Raw genomic sequence first — 15,295 nt, forward strand, 5'->3', positions numbered from 1 at the left:
GGATGATGAGCAGGATATATGTCTTTTGTTATCTGCAATGTTAAAAAAGAAGGTTTTAGAGTTACAGTTGCTAACTCACATAAAACTGCAGAAAAAATAATAGATGAGATTGATAATGACTCAATTGCTTTTATAGATATTAATTTACCAGATGGGAATGGATATGTATTAGCAAACAAATTGAAAAGTAAAAACCAGGATTCTACAGTATATTTAATAAGTGCAAGAGAAATACCTGGGGACTTAGAACTAAGAAATTCAATGGCAGATGGCTTTATACCAAAGCCATTTTCCAAAAAAGAAATTTTTGAAGTGGTTAATGAAAATTAAAGATTTTATTAAAATTTAAATATCCCTCAATATTATATGGCCAACGAATCAATATTAATTGTTGATGATGAACAGGATTTATGCACTATACTTACATCTTTTTTAGAGAAGAAAGGATTTAATTGCCATGCTTGTCATAATGCAGCCGAAGCTGTAGAATATTCAAAATCAAATCACATTGATCTTGCTTTAATTGATCTCAGATTACCTGATGAGGATGGAATAACTTTAATGAAAAAAATAAAAATTTTTCATCCGGATATTGCCGTTCTTATTATTACTGGTTACTCTGATGTAAAAACAGCTGTGAGTGCAATAAGGCTTGGTGCTTCTGATTATGTTTCAAAACCGTTATATACTGACGAAATATATCAATCAGTCAAACAAGCGCTGGAAAAGAAAAAAGAAATTCCTGCCACAAAAAACAAAGAACCAAAGAAAGGCTCTAACTCTACTAGTTCTAAAAAGTCTAAAAACAAAAAGACTCCTAATGAACCCACCATTAATAAGGATTATGTCCTTGGTTCTTCTGAGTATTCTAAAACAGTTTTTGACCACATAAAACTCGTTGCTCCGACAGACCTAAGTGTAATAATTAACGGCGAAACCGGTACAGGTAAAGAAGTTGCAGCCAGGCTTATCCATCAAAACAGTAAGCGAAAAGATAAAAGTTTTGTCGCAATTGATTGCGGTGCTCTACCTGAAGAGCTGGCGGGATCCGAATTATTCGGTCATATTAAAGGGGCATTCACCGGTGCCTTAAAGGATAAAATGGGTTCATTCGAAGTTGCCGATGGAGGAACCCTCTTTCTTGATGAAATCGGAAATCTCTCATATGAAAACCAGGTAAAGCTTCTCAGGGCTATACAAGAAGGAGAAATAAAAAGACTCGGAAGTAATGACAAAATTAATGTTGACGTTAGAATTATCGTCGCTACCAACGAGGATCTTTCAAAATTGATATCTGATGATGGTTTTAGAGAAGATCTATATCACAGGTTAAATGAATTCACTGTTACGATGGCTCCGATTAGAGAACGAAAGGATGACATCCCCGAATTTGCAGAGTTTTTTCTTCAACAGGCAAATGAAGCGCTAAATAAAGAAGTAAAGGGAATAAGTAACAAGGCAATGAAAGCTTTAACCAGATATGAATGGCATGGAAATTTGCGTGAAATGAAAAATGTAATTAAAAGGGCTGTTTTACTGTGCAATGATGAAGAAATTCATGAAAAACACCTTCCGCAAATGGTTGTCGAATATATCCCCGATCCGCCGGAAGAAAATTTCATGAATAATCTTCCCCTGGATTTAAAAGCTGCTGCTATGGAAGCTGAAAAGAGTGTTATCATCCAAGCTCTAAGAAAAGTGGGATATAATAAATCAAAAGCGGCTGACCTTTTAAATATAGATAGAAAAACCCTTTATAATAAACTAAAGAACTTTAATCTTGCCACAGATTGATATATGAAACACCAAAACTTTACCTGCCTGCTAATTTTAAAAGAAAAAGACAATTCAATTATAGATAACTGGGCGGAACATGAAAACATTAAATTAACAACTGACTCCAATCAAAAATATGATTTTTATATATCTGATCATTTTCTGGATCCTATAATTAAAAACCAAATAGAAAAACCAGGATTATTAATTGGTAACTATCGAAATAATAAACTTTCAGAAAAGCAATTCGAAGTACAACATGAAGATTTGAATCAATCTTTATTGAAGATTTTTATTTCAAAAATTTCTGATGAAATCGATTATAGATCAAAAATACAGGAGGAAGAGGTATTATATAAAAATCTTTTCCATGAATCACTCGATCCAATTCTTATAGCTGATATTGAGGGAAATATAAAATTAGTTAATAAAGCATTTAAAGAACTTTTCGGTCCGGGAGCTAAACCGGGCAAGATCAAATTTGAAGACCTTTTCCCACCTAGTATTGTCAGTAAAGTGATTAACGCCATCAAAGTAGGATTACCCATTGATAAAATGGCAGTCGCGGCTGAATTTGAAAGCCTTAAAATGGAAGGATTATTAAACGTGGTCCCAATCAAGGATAATATGAAAAACATTACAGGATTTCATGCCCTGTTTCATGATTCTACTATTGCAAAAAAAGCCGAAAAAATTATAAACAGAGCAAAAAAACTATCTATGACGAGTAGAATGGCCAGAGCAATGGCTCATGAAATCAGGAACCCGATTACCAACGTTAACCTTGCCCTGGAACAATTAATTGAGTCAAATCAAAATCATGATGATGAGTTTGAGCTCTACACTAACATGATTCAAAGAAATACAAACAGGATAAATTTATTGATCGACAAACTGTTGAAATCGTCAAATCCTGAAAAGATTGATTCTACAGAACTAATTAATCCGGAACAAACTATCATCAATGCTTTTGACACGATTAAGGACAGAGTTCAACTTAAAAATATAGTTTGTGGAATAGACCTCGATCCTGAAAGTCAAACAAAGCGAATTAAAGGTAATGAAGAACGACTTGAGATGGCTTTCACTAATTTATTATTAAACGCCATTGAGGCTATCGAACATACTGAAGGAAAAGTTGGTATTTCTTGTGATGTCTTTGACAGCAAATTCTTCATTATTCTGGAAGATAACGGAAAAGGCATGACAACAGAAGAACAAGAACATATCTTCGACCCTTTCTATACAAACAAAAGTTCAGGTGTTGGACTTGGTATGACTACTGTGCATACCATAATACAGGAACACAACGGTTCGATAGACCTTAATAGTGATTATGGAAAAGGGACGAAGTTTGTTATCAGTTTTCCTGTTGCCAATTGATTTTATTGCAGTGATTTTTCAATCAGCTCATCAGTTTCTTCCCAGTTTTTCTGTGCAGGCCTGATTATTAACCTGATGCCTCTGTCGTAATTCAAATAACTCCACATCCAGTTAACAAAAACTACCATTTTATTCCTGAAACCGATCAAATACATTAAATGAACAAACATCCAGGTTATCCACCCCATAAATCCGGATAACTTAATATCTAACGGAAGATCTGCCACCGCTTTATTTCTTCCTACGGTAGCCATTGTGCCTTTATCCAGGTAATTGAAAGGACTGATCTTTTTATTTTTTGCAAGTCTGTTAAATGTTTTACCCAGGTATTCTCCTTGTTGAATAGCAACCGGGGCTACCCCTGGAAGTCCTTTGGGGAATTGCTCAGTTACCTGGTAAGCAACATCGCCAAGTGCATAAATATTGTCATAAGTAGATTGTCCTTCAGAAGTGTAAACCCTGTTAAATTCATCTACATGGAATCGACCTTTAAATTGATCAGCCTCAATCCCTTCTATGATATTAGGCATTACTCCTGCTGCCCAGATAACTGTATCAGCATAAATTTCCTCACCGTTATCTAACACAGCTTTTTTACCATCATAATCTTTCATAAATGTTTCCAGCCTTACATCTACTCCTAAGGTCTCAAGATATTTTTTAGAAGATTCTGATGAAGATTCAGTCATTGCAGGCAATAATCTTTCAAGCCCTTCCAGCAAATAGACCTTCATTCTTCTGAAATCAATCTCCGGATAATCATGAGGTAAAACGTGATTCTTCATTTCAGCAAGTGCTCCGGCCATCTCTACTCCGGTAGGACCACCTCCCACCACCACAAAAGTGAGTAATTTATCTACTTCGTCCGTTCCCCGACGCAATTCTGCCTTCTCAAATAATTGAAATAATTGAGACCTTAACTCTAAGGCATGAACAACTTGCTTAAGCGGAAAAGCATGCTTTTCGATATTTTCATTACCGAAATAATTAGTCTTGGCTCCGGTGGCAACTACTAAATAATCATATTTTATAGAACCGAGTAATGTATATACCCGACGCTCCTTTGTATCTACTTTCTGAACCTTCAGCATTCTGAAATAAAGATCTTTTTTGGTCTTGCATATTTTTCTTAACGGACCACAAACACTATCAGGCTCCAGGCCCGCTGTAGCGACCTGATAAAGTAGAGGTTGGAAAGTATGATAATTATACCGGTCAAAAAGTACAATCTGATATTCTTTAGAATTTATCTTATCTACGAAATTTATCCCGGCAAATCCTCCGCCGATCACTACAATTCGCTTTTTATGAGTAGATGGTACTGAAAGACTGTTTTTTTCGAAATGATCTTTCTCTCGATTAGATTGATTCATAGATAAGTTTTTAAATTAAATCTTTAATTATAAACGTAGTCACTACAATCATGTTCAAGTTAAAATAAAAAAACCGGCTTTTGCCGGCTTTTTCATAATAGAATAAAATTCTTGTTTCTGACTCTTTAGTTTATTGTTATCTCTCCACTCCAATTGTCAGCATTAATAAAAACTTTAGAATCACATTCTCCCTGTCCATAGTCAACAACAAAATCTTTCATTTCATTATTAGCTCTGACTCTGGAAATGGTTTTTATACCGGAAACAGGAAAATACTTTCCGTTAGGCTGACACCCCTTAACGAAAACAACCGGAGTTTCAGAAGAAGCCTGAATATTGTATGAAGTCCCTAATCGATTTACACCTTCTGCTGTTCCGTAAATTTTCATTTCAAGATTATTGAAATCGTAAATTCTATATCTGGTTGAAGTTCGAGTAGCTACTTTCCCATCCTGAAAAATTAGTTTCCCACCAGTCAACGATATTTTAAAAGTTGGAACTGCTCCATCAGTTATATTTTCCACTACTCTGGTGCCTTCCACCTTTACGTCATTAACATAGTATTGGTCCACAGTGGTAGTAATTACAGACCCGGTTTCCCAGTATCTCCCTGTATAGGATATATTCACTATACCTTTTCTCACCCGGCCATATGGACCTACACACCCATCAGTTCCAAAATCAATAGAAAAGAATCCCTCTCCTGTTTCAGTATTGTGTTCCCAGGTAACTTGGGCACACTTTAGAGTAGTTTGATCCTTATCAGTAGCTACTACCCTGCCATTATCAGGTCCCATTCCATTAATGTCAAAGGCATCATAAATCACCTGGTCAAGATCCATGTATTGCTCCTCAAAATCACTTTCTGCCGAGAGAGCTAATTCCTGGTCGGTAGAATCCACATTTTCATTGTCCTCGCATGCTGTAAAAGTTACAGCTAGTACAGTTGTTAAAAAAAGTAATTGAAGTTTTCGCGTGTTAAGTTTCATAATAAAAGTTTTTTGTTCTTTTGTTCTTAGAGCATGATCAATTAAAAAGGTTTAATCCGTTGTGAATTTTATTCCAAAAAAAATCAGAAAGTAATCAGGATGCTTCAATACGAACACTCGTTTTATTGTCAAAATAATATTTGCCCATATCAATTTTAAACAATATGAAAATTCTCTATTCTTTTATATTACTCATATTATCAATAAATCAATTTTCGTTTAGTAACTTATTATTACTATCATACCAGATAAATAATTTCTATTTTTGTACGTCCAGTAAAAAAGATAAATATTTAACCTGTGAAGAATTTTGTAATCGACTTTGATAGTACTTTTACTAAAGTAGAAGGACTCGATCTTCTAGTAGAGATAGCTCTTAAAAATCATGAAAATAAAGAAAGTGTTGTTAAGAAAGTCAAAGACATCACTGATAAAGGAATGAGTGGTCAGCTTGGTTTTGAAGATTCTCTCAAGCAAAGAATAGCTCTACTGAAAGCAGATAAAAAAGATGTAAAAGATCTATCAGAAAGGTTGAAAAATGAGGTTTCTAAGAGCTTTAGAAGAAACCAGGAATTCTTTGACAAATATGCTGACAATATCTACATTGTCAGCAGTGGATTTAAAGACTTTATTATTCCTGTTGTAGAAGAAATGGGAGTTAAACCAGAGCATGTTTATGCAAATGAGTTTAAATATGATGAGAATGGAAATATCATCGGTTTTGATGAAACCAATGAATTGGCCAAAGACAATGGGAAAGTTAATTTGCTTAAAAACCTTAAAATAAAAGGAGACATCTATGTCATCGGAGACGGATATACCGATTATGAAATCAAAGCCTCGGGACTCGCAAATAAATTTTATGCATTTACTGAAAATGTTCAACGGGGAAATGTATTAGAAAAAGCCGATCACATTGCTCCCAGTTTAGATGAAATACTTTATTTAAATAACATGAATACAGCGATTAGTTACCCTAAAAACAGGATCAACGTTCTCCTTTTAGAAAATATTCATCAGGATGCTGTCGAAAGCATGAAAGAAGAAGGATATAACGTAGAAGTTTATCCCGCAGGTCTGGATGAAGATGAGCTATGTGAGAAGATTAAAAATGTCTCAATATTAGGTATCAGGTCTAAAACACACGTAACCAGAAGGGTACTGGAAAATGCTAACAGGCTGATCGCCGTGGGTGCATTTTGTATTGGCACCAATCAAATAGATCTTGAAGCATGCCTTGAAAAAGGAGTAGCCGTGTTTAATGCTCCTTATAGCAACACGAGGTCTGTGGTTGAGCTTGCTCTTGGTGAGATTATTATGCTCATGAGAAATATTCCGGATAAGAATATAGCTATGCATAATAAGAAATGGAATAAATCTGCTAGCGGTAGTTATGAAATAAGAGGAAAAAAACTGGGAATAATTGGTTACGGAAATATAGGTGCTCAACTTTCAATTCTTGCGGAAGGTGCCGGGATGGATGTTTACTATTATGATATCGTGGAAAAGCTTGCCCTTGGAAACGCAACCAAATGCAATAGTCTAAATGAATTATTAAACAAAGCAGATGTAATTTCATTGCATGTTGACGGCCGACCTGAGAATAAAAACATCATTGGAGACAAGGAATTCAATCAGATGAAAGATGGGGTGGTATTCCTTAATCTAAGCAGAGGCCAGGTAGTAGATATACCTGCATTGGCAAGAAATCTTAAATCAGGTAAAATCAGAGGTGCTGGAGTTGATGTTTTTCCGGAGGAACCAAAAAGCAATGAAGAACCTTTTAAATCAGATTTGCTTGGTCTTCAGAATTTGATCCTTACCCCACATATTGGAGGTAGCACACTGGAAGCACAGGAAAATATTGCTGATTTTGTTCCCAATAAAATTATGCAATACATAAATACTGGTAGTACAACGAATAGTGTCAACTTCCCGAATTTACAATTGCCTACACTTGAAAACGCACATCGTTTAATTCATATCCACCGTAACAAACCTGGTATTTTAGCAAAAATGAACAACGTGCTTCTTGAACATGACATCAATATTGTAGGGCAATACTTAAAAACGAATGAACAAATTGGTTATGTAATCACCGATATAGACAAACAATACGATAAGGATGTAATAAAGGCCTTAAAAGCCATTGAGGGAACAGTAAAATTCCGGGTTTTATATTAAGAAAGACACCGGGGAAAGTTGCAGACCTTGCTAAATTAGCAGGATTTGGGCTATCCCTTTCCGGTCAACCTTCCACTGTTAACTTCTGAACTAACAGAAGACCTACAAAGTAGGTTGAGGCCCGGTTTCGCGGTGGGATTCACCCGGTATTGTTAATAGTGTTCAAAGTCGCAAAACGTCCCGATGCCTTATATGCAAAGTTAGGAAGAAAAATATTAACGGCATGATTTGTAGCTTTCAAATTATTTTCGACTTTTGTTCAAAATTTGATCGGATATGCATCAACTATATTTTACACCAGGACCATCAGCATTATACCCAACAGTCAATCTGCATTTAAAAGATGCATTGAGTAAAGGATATCTGTCTGCTTCGCACAGGTCTGCTGCATTTAAAGATATATACAAGGAGACTGAAAATAATTTAAGAACCTTATTATCGCTACCAGATAATTTTTCAATATTATTTACTTCTTCTGCTAATGAAGCATGGGAAAGACTGATCCAGAATACAGTAGAAAACAAATCTCTCCATCTGGTAAATGGCGCTTTTAGTAAGCGATTTGCTGATATAGCTTCTGCTTACAATAAGGATGCAATAGTTTATTCAGCAAAGGAAGGCGAGGTTGTTCATGTCGATGAAATAAAAGAAGATCAAGAGGTCGAACTTATAGCTATCACTCACAACGAAACTTCCACGGGTGTTTCCCAACCTCTTGAAGATATTAAGAAACTTAGAAATAAATTTCCGGATGCATTAATAACTGTTGATGCTGTTTCATCTTTACCTATAGTCGATCTTCCTTATGATTTAATAGATTCTGCTTACTTTTCGGTACAAAAATGTTTTGGGCTTCCTGCCGGCCTTGGAGTTTGGATAGTAAATCAAAACTGTATCGAAAAAGCAGAAAAACTGGAAAACAAGGGGATAATTACCGGTTCATATCATAGGCTACTGGCTATGTATAAAAAGGGAAAAGATTTCCAAAACGTGGAAACACCAAATGTTTTGGGTATCTATTTATTGGGCAAAGTTGCCGGAGATATGTTAACTAAAGGCATAGGACAAATCAGAAACGAAACGATATATAAAGCGGGCGTTTTATATTATGGTTTACAAACGCATCCTTTACTTAATCCTTTTGTAAATGATGAAAAAATTCGTTCCCAAACTGTATGTGTCTTTAACACCAACGGAGAGTCGGAAAGAATTATCAATGAATTAAAGAAAAAACATATGGTTATTGGAAGTGGTTATGGTAGCTTTAAAAGTAATCATATAAGAATTGCTAACTTTCCTGCTACCGGTAAGGAGCAGATAGAAATGCTGGCAGATAAAATAAATGAAATACAATAAAGTATAGATTTGCTATATGTATAAAATAAATAAAGTTTTAGTTGGTTTAGACCTTTCAAAACTTGACGAAACATTGATCGATTACTCGGACTATTTCATGAGACTAAATGATGCCGAGGAGCTTAAATTCGTTAAAATAACTCCTGTCATTGCTGTGCCAGATGAAATAAAGAAAGAATTTCCTGACATGGTAAAAAAGGCTATAAGCGATAAAAAAGCCCAGATGAAGGAGGAAATTACCGGGAGAATTGGTGCAAAGCCTCCATTCAAACTATCATATGAGGTTTCAAAAGGACAGAAAGCCAAAAGATTACTAAGGTATTCACATTCTGGTGATACTGACCTGATTATAGTTGGAAGAAAGAAAAAGAGAGAAGGTTCAGGTATAATGGTAAATCGCCTGGCTAGAAGAGCAGACTGTAGTCTACTTATTATCCCTGAGGGCACTAAACCAAAAATAAACAAGATTCATGTCCCGATAGACTTTTCAAATAATGCCCAGGACGCATTAGAAGAAAGTATTCAGATAGCGTCAATGATAAAGAGTCACGAAGGCAGGGACATCGAAATTGTTTGTCAAAATGTGTATTCAGTTCCATCAGGTTATCATTATAGCGGAAAATCTTATGAGGAGTTTTCTGAAATAATGCGTTCAAATGCTAAAAAGGATTTCACGAATTTCCTTAAGAAAATAGATACAAAAGATGCAAACATCAGGGCTATCTACTCACTTGACACTAACGAAAACCCAATTGAGGATATATACAATTTGGCAAAAGGAATTCAGGCCGACCTGGTAGTCTTTGGTGCCAAAGGTCGCACAGCTTTGCCTTCATTATTTATAGGAAGCATGGCAGAAAGATTAATACAGTTCTTAAAAGATGTTCCTGTAATGGTAGTTCGTCGAAAAGGCACAAACGCAGGAATACTGGAATCTTTAAGGGAATTTTAATTATTTCTCGGTCAGATTAAACCTTTATCAACTTTTGATATCTAAACCTTAGATACAAAATTATTTTTTGAGTGGAAGAAGCATTGACCAAAAAAAATCTGACCGATAACGAATTCACTTCTATCCTTAAAGAATATAAGGAAAGAGTTTATTGGCACATAAGAAAAATGGTCATAGATCACGATGATGCTGATGATATAACTCAGGAAACATTTATTAAGGTTTATGAAAACTTAGATAAATTCAGGGGAGATTCAGATTTGTTCACCTGGATATACCGAATCGCAACAAATGAGTGTTTGAAATTTCTCAGGAAGAAAAAAAGAACCAGCTTATTTTCTTTTTCAAGTTTGGAAAGCGAACTGGAGAATTCATTAACATCTTCAGCTTACATTGATGGTACTGAAATCGAAATAAAACTTCAGAAAGCATTATTAAAACTTCCTGACAAACAAAGGTTGATTTTTAATATGAAGTATTTCGATGATTTATCATATGAGGAAATATCTTCGATAACCGAAACCTCTGTCGGAGGATTAAAAGCTTCATATCACCATGCTGTGAAGAAAATAAAAAAATATATTTCATTACCTGATTAAACCTTTAAGAGTTTAAAGCATCAAATAAAAAAAGGGATATGGGAAATACATCGAAAAAACATCCTTTTAAAGTACCTGAAAATTATTTCGGTGACCTGGAAAGTCAAATTAAATCAAAGGTCGAAAATAAAGATGGGGCGATTAAAATTAAATCCATTAGAACGGATTTATTTAAAGTGGCAGCATCTGTTTTATTTATCATGGCTATTGGAATTGTACTTTATAATACAACAAATGATGATCAGGTTCAGGTTGCTGAAAACACAGAAGTAAAAGAAATTCTTAAAGAGATACCTGATGAGGCTATAATTAAATACCTGGCCGAGTCAAATATGGAAATAGAAGAACTGATAGAATTTGCTGCCACTAAAAACATTAATGATGCAGAATTAGATGACAAAAGTGATATTGAAGAGGAGATATTAAAAGATTATATTGATAATTACCTTTAATAAATATGAAAAGATCTATAATATTTTTTGGATTGCTAATGCTGGTTTTTGTAGCCAGCGCACAATCAGGTCCGGCAAAAGAAAGGATAGAAAGTGCTCGTATAGCTTACATAACTAAGAAAGTAGAGCTAACCCCCGACCAGGCTCAGCAATTCTGGCCGATATACAATGAATTTTTGGCCAAACGAGCAGAGATGAGAAATGAACTCAGGGAAATGAGAGGAAGTAAACGATTAAAAGAGATGTCAGAGAAAGAGCAAACAGCTATTTTAAATAAAAGCCTCGAAATCAAGGAAAGGGAAGCAAAACTGGAAAAAGATTACAGCAAAAAATTACTTAAAATAATATCTCCTGCTCAATTGATATCATTGCAACAGGCTGAGAGGGAATTTAAAGAACTATTGCTGGAAAGAATCGGAGACAGAGCAAATAAAAGAAGGCGTAATTAAACTGTTTTTACACAATGAAATATTCAAACCTGGCTTTTTAGTCAGGTTTTTTAATTTTTCTAATAAAATATAACGTTTAAATTATATGAGCCTTCTTTATATAGTTTCATTTCTAAGTTCTTTATCGTAGTTTAGAGACTGCAAAAAAAATTAACCATTTTTTTTACATTTTTTTGTAATTACTGGGTTACATTTTATTTTCAACACGTATAAACCATTGAAGCGCTTTAGATGAAGGATCAAGAGATTCTTGAAAGAATAAGTAAAGGTGATGAAACTGCCCTGGATTATCTGTACAAAAAATACTACAGAATGATGTCCAGGATAGTCATTACAAATAGTGGTACTGAAGAAGAAGCAAAAGATATCTATCAGGAGGCTTTGATAGTATTTTGGCAAAAAGTCGTCAGTGGAAATCTGGTGCTAACTTCAAAAATTAGTACTTTTCTATACAGCATCTGTTTGAATCTATGGCGTAAAGAGCTTGATCGGAAAAGTAGATTAAGCAGAGAAGAAAAAGATAATCCTGAGTCAATGGATTTTGAACAGGAAGAACGGTTGAGAATAATCACAGAATGTATCAACGAATTAGGCGATACATGTAAAAAAATATTGACATACTTTTATTTCGATGGGATGTCAATGCAAAATATAGCTTTAAACTTAGGCCTGGCAAATACTGACACAGCAAAAACAAAAAAGTACAAGTGTAAAAAAAGGTTAGACGAACTGGTGAAATCTAAATATTCTGCCGGTGACTTTTTAGACTAAGAATTATGAACTTAAACGAATCAAATATCATCGATGATTACCTAATGGGTAATTTGTCTGCAGCTGACCGAATGGCCTTCGAAAAGAAAATGGCAGCTGATCCGGAGCTACAAAATCAGGTATCCGTTCAAAAAGATATTATAAAAGGTCTTGAGCAAGTCAGGACACAACAGCTTAAAGCTCGTTTAAATAAAATCCCGGTATCGTCTTCTGCGTGGTATCAAACCACTTCCGGAAAAGTTGCTCTGGGTGTTTCTCTTTTAGTGGCTATGCTATTAGGCGCACTACTTTTTAATATGGGAGATAATGAAAATATTACTTCCTCAGACCCGGTAGTTATAAATGATCAAATTGTTGGAGATCCGAAAGAATCCAATGAACTTACTACTAAAGAGGAGGAAAAGACAGATATAACAACTGATGAGGTTGAAACTGAAACTCCTCAATTAGCTGAAGGAAATGAGAAAGAAAGAAAAGAAGAAATTATTCAAAAACCAGTAATAAAACCTGAAGCTGATAAATCAGAATCTTTGATTACCGAAAAAGCTGAGAATGAAATCTCAGAAACTGAGGATCAATCTATCGTTGAATCTGAAAATACTGCTTCAGAAATTACTGAAGCACCTTCTGAAACATCAAGCTATAATCCTTACAGATTAATTGAAATTGAAACTACAAAAGGAAGTCGCTTTGGTTTTCACTACAGGTTTTACGAAAACAAACTTTCACTTTATGGTGATTTTGGTGGTGAAAGACCTTATGAAATTCTTGAAATCAATAATGATAATATCAGAGGATTATTTCTTTATTACGAAGGACAATTCTTTGAACTGGACACTACTCAAAATGCAGTTCCACTCAAGCCGCTCGACAACACAGAAGTTGTGCAGGATCTGATGGAAATCAAAAATCAAAAATAATTCAAGGGACTCTTCGGAGTCCTTTTTTATTTGTTCTTTTTAATACTTTTTAACCTCCCATAGTCTAGGAACTCTCAATTCATGATGCTAGATTTACATTTTAACTGGAACAACAATTCGATATATGAGTGGAAAAAGCTCAAATACAAAAAGAAAAAGAAACTGGGAGCATTTCCTTTCCTTAGTATTATTACCTCAAACACATTAGCATTGACAGCAATCGGACTTTTTGCTTCAATGATTTTGTTTGGTAATTACTTCGCTACTGTAGTCAAGGAAAATTTCGAAATTCAAGTCATTCTTGAAAGGGATGTATCGGATAACGATAAAAGAAAGATTCTTAAAACCCTCGAATCAAAACCTTTCATTGCTGAAAAAGAAGATACTCTAAGAATTAATTTTATAAGTAAGGAACAGGCTGCAGAGAAATTAACAGCTGAAATTGGTGAGGATTTTGTTAACATCCTTAACAATAATCCTCTTAGAGATAGTTATCAGATCCATATCAGTGAAGAATTTCAAAGCGAGCAAAAGCTGAAAGAAATAAAATCAAATTTAGAGGAAATTTCAGGCATTCACGAGGTTAGTTATGTTCCAAACCTACTGGAAGAAATCAATGAAAATATTTACAAAATCAGTACAGTTTTTTTGGCTATTACTTTATTAATGCTGATCATCTTTATTTTACTGATCAATAATACCATAAAGCTGGCTCTATTCAGCCAAAGATTTCTCATCAGATCAATGCAATTAGTTGGAGCAACTAAAAACTTTATTCAAAAACCATTCTTAGGACGGGCGTTTGCTTATGGATTGGTTTCAGCACTCCTTGCGTCAGGTCTTATTTATGCAATTATCTACGGATTAAATTCTCAGTTTGCTCAAATTAATCTTGAACCCTTTTATGATGGGTTGCTTATAGTGACCGGAATATTAATTGCAGCTGGTTGCCTGGGATGTGTTTTAAGCACATGGTTTGCTGTAAATAAATATCTTAAACTTTCACTGGACGAATTATATTAATAATGAAAAATAACAACTCACTTCCTTTCGATAAAGCAAATTATATCTTATTGATTGCCGGAATTTTAATAATTGCCGCAGGATTTTACATTATGACTTTAGATACTGAACCATATGGTTTTGGCACCTTAGGTCTGACTGTTGGTCCACTAACTGTTTTAGTTGGATTTGCTGTCGAGTTTGCAGCAATTTTTTATAAGCAAAAAAATACTTCTAAAGATCAGTAAGTAAAAAATGACCATAATTGAAGCGCTGATCCTTGGTATTATCCAGGGTTTAACCGAATTTCTCCCCGTAAGTAGTAGCGGACATATTGAGTTGGGAAAAGTTTTATTAGGAGTTAAGGCTAAAGATAATCTTCTGTTTAGTATTCTCGTTCATGGAGCTACAGCTTTGAGTACAATAGTAGTATTCAAAAATGATATTTTTCAAATACTTAAAAACGGATTCCGGTTTCCTCTCAACAATTATTCACGGTTTATAATTTACATTTTAATATCTATTATACCGGTAATGATCGTTGGCCTTTATTTTGAAAAAGAAATTGAGGCATTTTTTACCGGAAATGCCCTATTGGTTGGAGGAATGTTATTACTTACCGGGCTGCTTTTATTATTTGCTTCTTTCACCGGGAACCCCGAAGGTGACCTCTCCCCTTTTAAAGCCTTTATTATCGGTATAGCTCAGGCCATCGCTATATTACCCGGGATATCCAGATCGGGAGCAACGATTGGAACTGCATTACTTCTAAAAGTAAACCGGGAACAAGCTGCCCGATTCAGTTTTTTAATGGTGCTTATACCTATTCTTGGTGCTGCTTTTTTAAAATCGCTGGACCTCTTCTTTTCAGAAGAATCGATAAGTATTTCGGAAGTCAACATAACTGCAATGATTGTCGGATCAATTGCTGCTTTTTTTTCGGGATTACTCGCCTGCAAGTGGATGATTAAGATTGTCAAAAAAGGAAAGTTGATATTCTTCGCTGTTTACTGCTTCATTGTCGGTTCACTCGCAATCATTGGCGCTTTTATTCAATCTTGATATTATTAAAGTCTTCTTTTTAGTATT

16 protein-coding genes are annotated in these 15,295 nt (G+C 34.7%); 14 read left to right on the forward strand and 2 right to left on the reverse strand.

The genetic code is table 11. The features are described from left to right. Positions 1 to 18 precede the first annotated feature (18 nt). The 3 genes from DCC35_RS14310 to DCC35_RS14320 are packed head-to-tail and all read left to right on the forward strand — an operon-like array spanning position 19 to position 3,159. Positions 19 to 330 carry a response regulator gene (locus DCC35_RS14310; protein WP_137091456.1) on the forward strand — a complete coding sequence of 104 codons (312 nt, stop codon included), beginning with the start codon at positions 19 to 21 and terminating at the stop codon, positions 328 to 330. A 36-nt stretch (positions 331 to 366) separates the two neighbouring features. Then, the gene (locus tag DCC35_RS14315; RefSeq protein WP_137091457.1) at positions 367 to 1,794 is read left to right on the forward strand and encodes a sigma-54-dependent transcriptional regulator; all 1,428 of its coding nucleotides are present in this window, start codon (positions 367 to 369) and stop codon (positions 1,792 to 1,794) included. A gap of 3 nt (positions 1,795 to 1,797) precedes the next feature. Further along, positions 1,798 to 3,159: a two-component system sensor histidine kinase NtrB gene (locus DCC35_RS14320; protein WP_137091458.1), complete on the forward strand. Its 1,362-nt coding sequence runs from the start codon at positions 1,798 to 1,800 to the stop codon at positions 3,157 to 3,159. Positions 3,160 to 3,161: 2 nt separating this feature from the next. Here DCC35_RS14320 and DCC35_RS14325 read toward each other — a convergent pair whose 3' ends face one another. Together DCC35_RS14325 and DCC35_RS14330 are read right to left on the reverse strand one after the other, a co-directional pair. Further along, positions 3,162 to 4,532, reverse strand: a complete 1,371-nt coding sequence (locus DCC35_RS14325) for an NAD(P)/FAD-dependent oxidoreductase (RefSeq protein WP_137091459.1) — start codon at positions 4,530 to 4,532, stop codon at positions 3,162 to 3,164. A 125-nt stretch (positions 4,533 to 4,657) separates the two neighbouring features. Further along, a complete protein-coding gene (locus DCC35_RS14330; RefSeq protein ID WP_137091460.1) occupies positions 4,658 to 5,521 on the reverse strand; it encodes a hypothetical protein in 864 nt (287 codons plus the stop codon). A 300-nt stretch (positions 5,522 to 5,821) separates the two neighbouring features. Here DCC35_RS14330 and serA point away from each other — a divergent pair, with 300 nt between their 5' ends. From serA to DCC35_RS14385, 11 genes are all read left to right on the forward strand, one after another. Beyond that, positions 5,822 to 7,705, forward strand: a complete 1,884-nt coding sequence (gene serA, locus DCC35_RS14335) for a phosphoglycerate dehydrogenase (protein ID WP_175402830.1) — start codon at positions 5,822 to 5,824, stop codon at positions 7,703 to 7,705. 276 nt (positions 7,706 to 7,981) lie between these two features. Next, on the forward strand, positions 7,982 to 9,061 hold the full coding sequence (locus tag DCC35_RS14340) for an aminotransferase class V-fold PLP-dependent enzyme (protein WP_137091461.1): 1,080 nt from the start codon (positions 7,982 to 7,984) through the stop codon (positions 9,059 to 9,061). A gap of 16 nt (positions 9,062 to 9,077) precedes the next feature. Beyond that, positions 9,078 to 10,013 carry a universal stress protein gene (locus tag DCC35_RS14345; protein ID WP_137091462.1) on the forward strand — a complete coding sequence of 312 codons (936 nt, stop codon included), beginning with the start codon at positions 9,078 to 9,080 and terminating at the stop codon, positions 10,011 to 10,013. Positions 10,014 to 10,096: 83 nt separating this feature from the next. After that, positions 10,097 to 10,612 (forward strand): RNA polymerase sigma factor, encoded by a 516-nt coding sequence (locus DCC35_RS14350; protein ID WP_394347733.1) that lies wholly within the window; start codon positions 10,097 to 10,099, stop codon positions 10,610 to 10,612. Positions 10,613 to 10,650: 38 nt separating this feature from the next. Further along, positions 10,651 to 11,064 carry a hypothetical protein gene (locus DCC35_RS14355; RefSeq protein ID WP_137091464.1) on the forward strand — a complete coding sequence of 138 codons (414 nt, stop codon included), beginning with the start codon at positions 10,651 to 10,653 and terminating at the stop codon, positions 11,062 to 11,064. A gap of 5 nt (positions 11,065 to 11,069) precedes the next feature. Next, positions 11,070 to 11,513, forward strand: coding sequence for a Spy/CpxP family protein refolding chaperone (locus tag DCC35_RS14360; protein ID WP_137091465.1), 444 nt, complete (start codon positions 11,070 to 11,072; stop codon positions 11,511 to 11,513). 231 nt (positions 11,514 to 11,744) lie between these two features. After that, on the forward strand, positions 11,745 to 12,284 hold the full coding sequence (locus DCC35_RS14365; RefSeq protein WP_137091466.1) for an RNA polymerase sigma factor: 540 nt from the start codon (positions 11,745 to 11,747) through the stop codon (positions 12,282 to 12,284). Between the two features lie 5 nt (positions 12,285 to 12,289). Further along, on the forward strand, positions 12,290 to 13,204 hold the full coding sequence (locus DCC35_RS14370; protein WP_137091467.1) for a hypothetical protein: 915 nt from the start codon (positions 12,290 to 12,292) through the stop codon (positions 13,202 to 13,204). A gap of 81 nt (positions 13,205 to 13,285) precedes the next feature. Then, the gene (locus DCC35_RS14375; protein WP_246070024.1) at positions 13,286 to 14,227 is read left to right on the forward strand and encodes a cell division protein FtsX; all 942 of its coding nucleotides are present in this window, start codon (positions 13,286 to 13,288) and stop codon (positions 14,225 to 14,227) included. A 2-nt stretch (positions 14,228 to 14,229) separates the two neighbouring features. Next, positions 14,230 to 14,454, forward strand: coding sequence for a DUF3098 domain-containing protein (locus tag DCC35_RS14380; protein WP_137091468.1), 225 nt, complete (start codon positions 14,230 to 14,232; stop codon positions 14,452 to 14,454). Positions 14,455 to 14,461: 7 nt separating this feature from the next. Next, a complete protein-coding gene (locus DCC35_RS14385; RefSeq protein WP_137091469.1) occupies positions 14,462 to 15,268 on the forward strand; it encodes an undecaprenyl-diphosphate phosphatase in 807 nt (268 codons plus the stop codon). Positions 15,269 to 15,295: the final 27 nt, after the last annotated feature.

The organism is Mangrovivirga cuniculi, from assembly GCF_005166025.1.
Classification (GTDB): Bacteria; Bacteroidota; Bacteroidia; order Cytophagales; family Cyclobacteriaceae; genus Mangrovivirga; species Mangrovivirga cuniculi.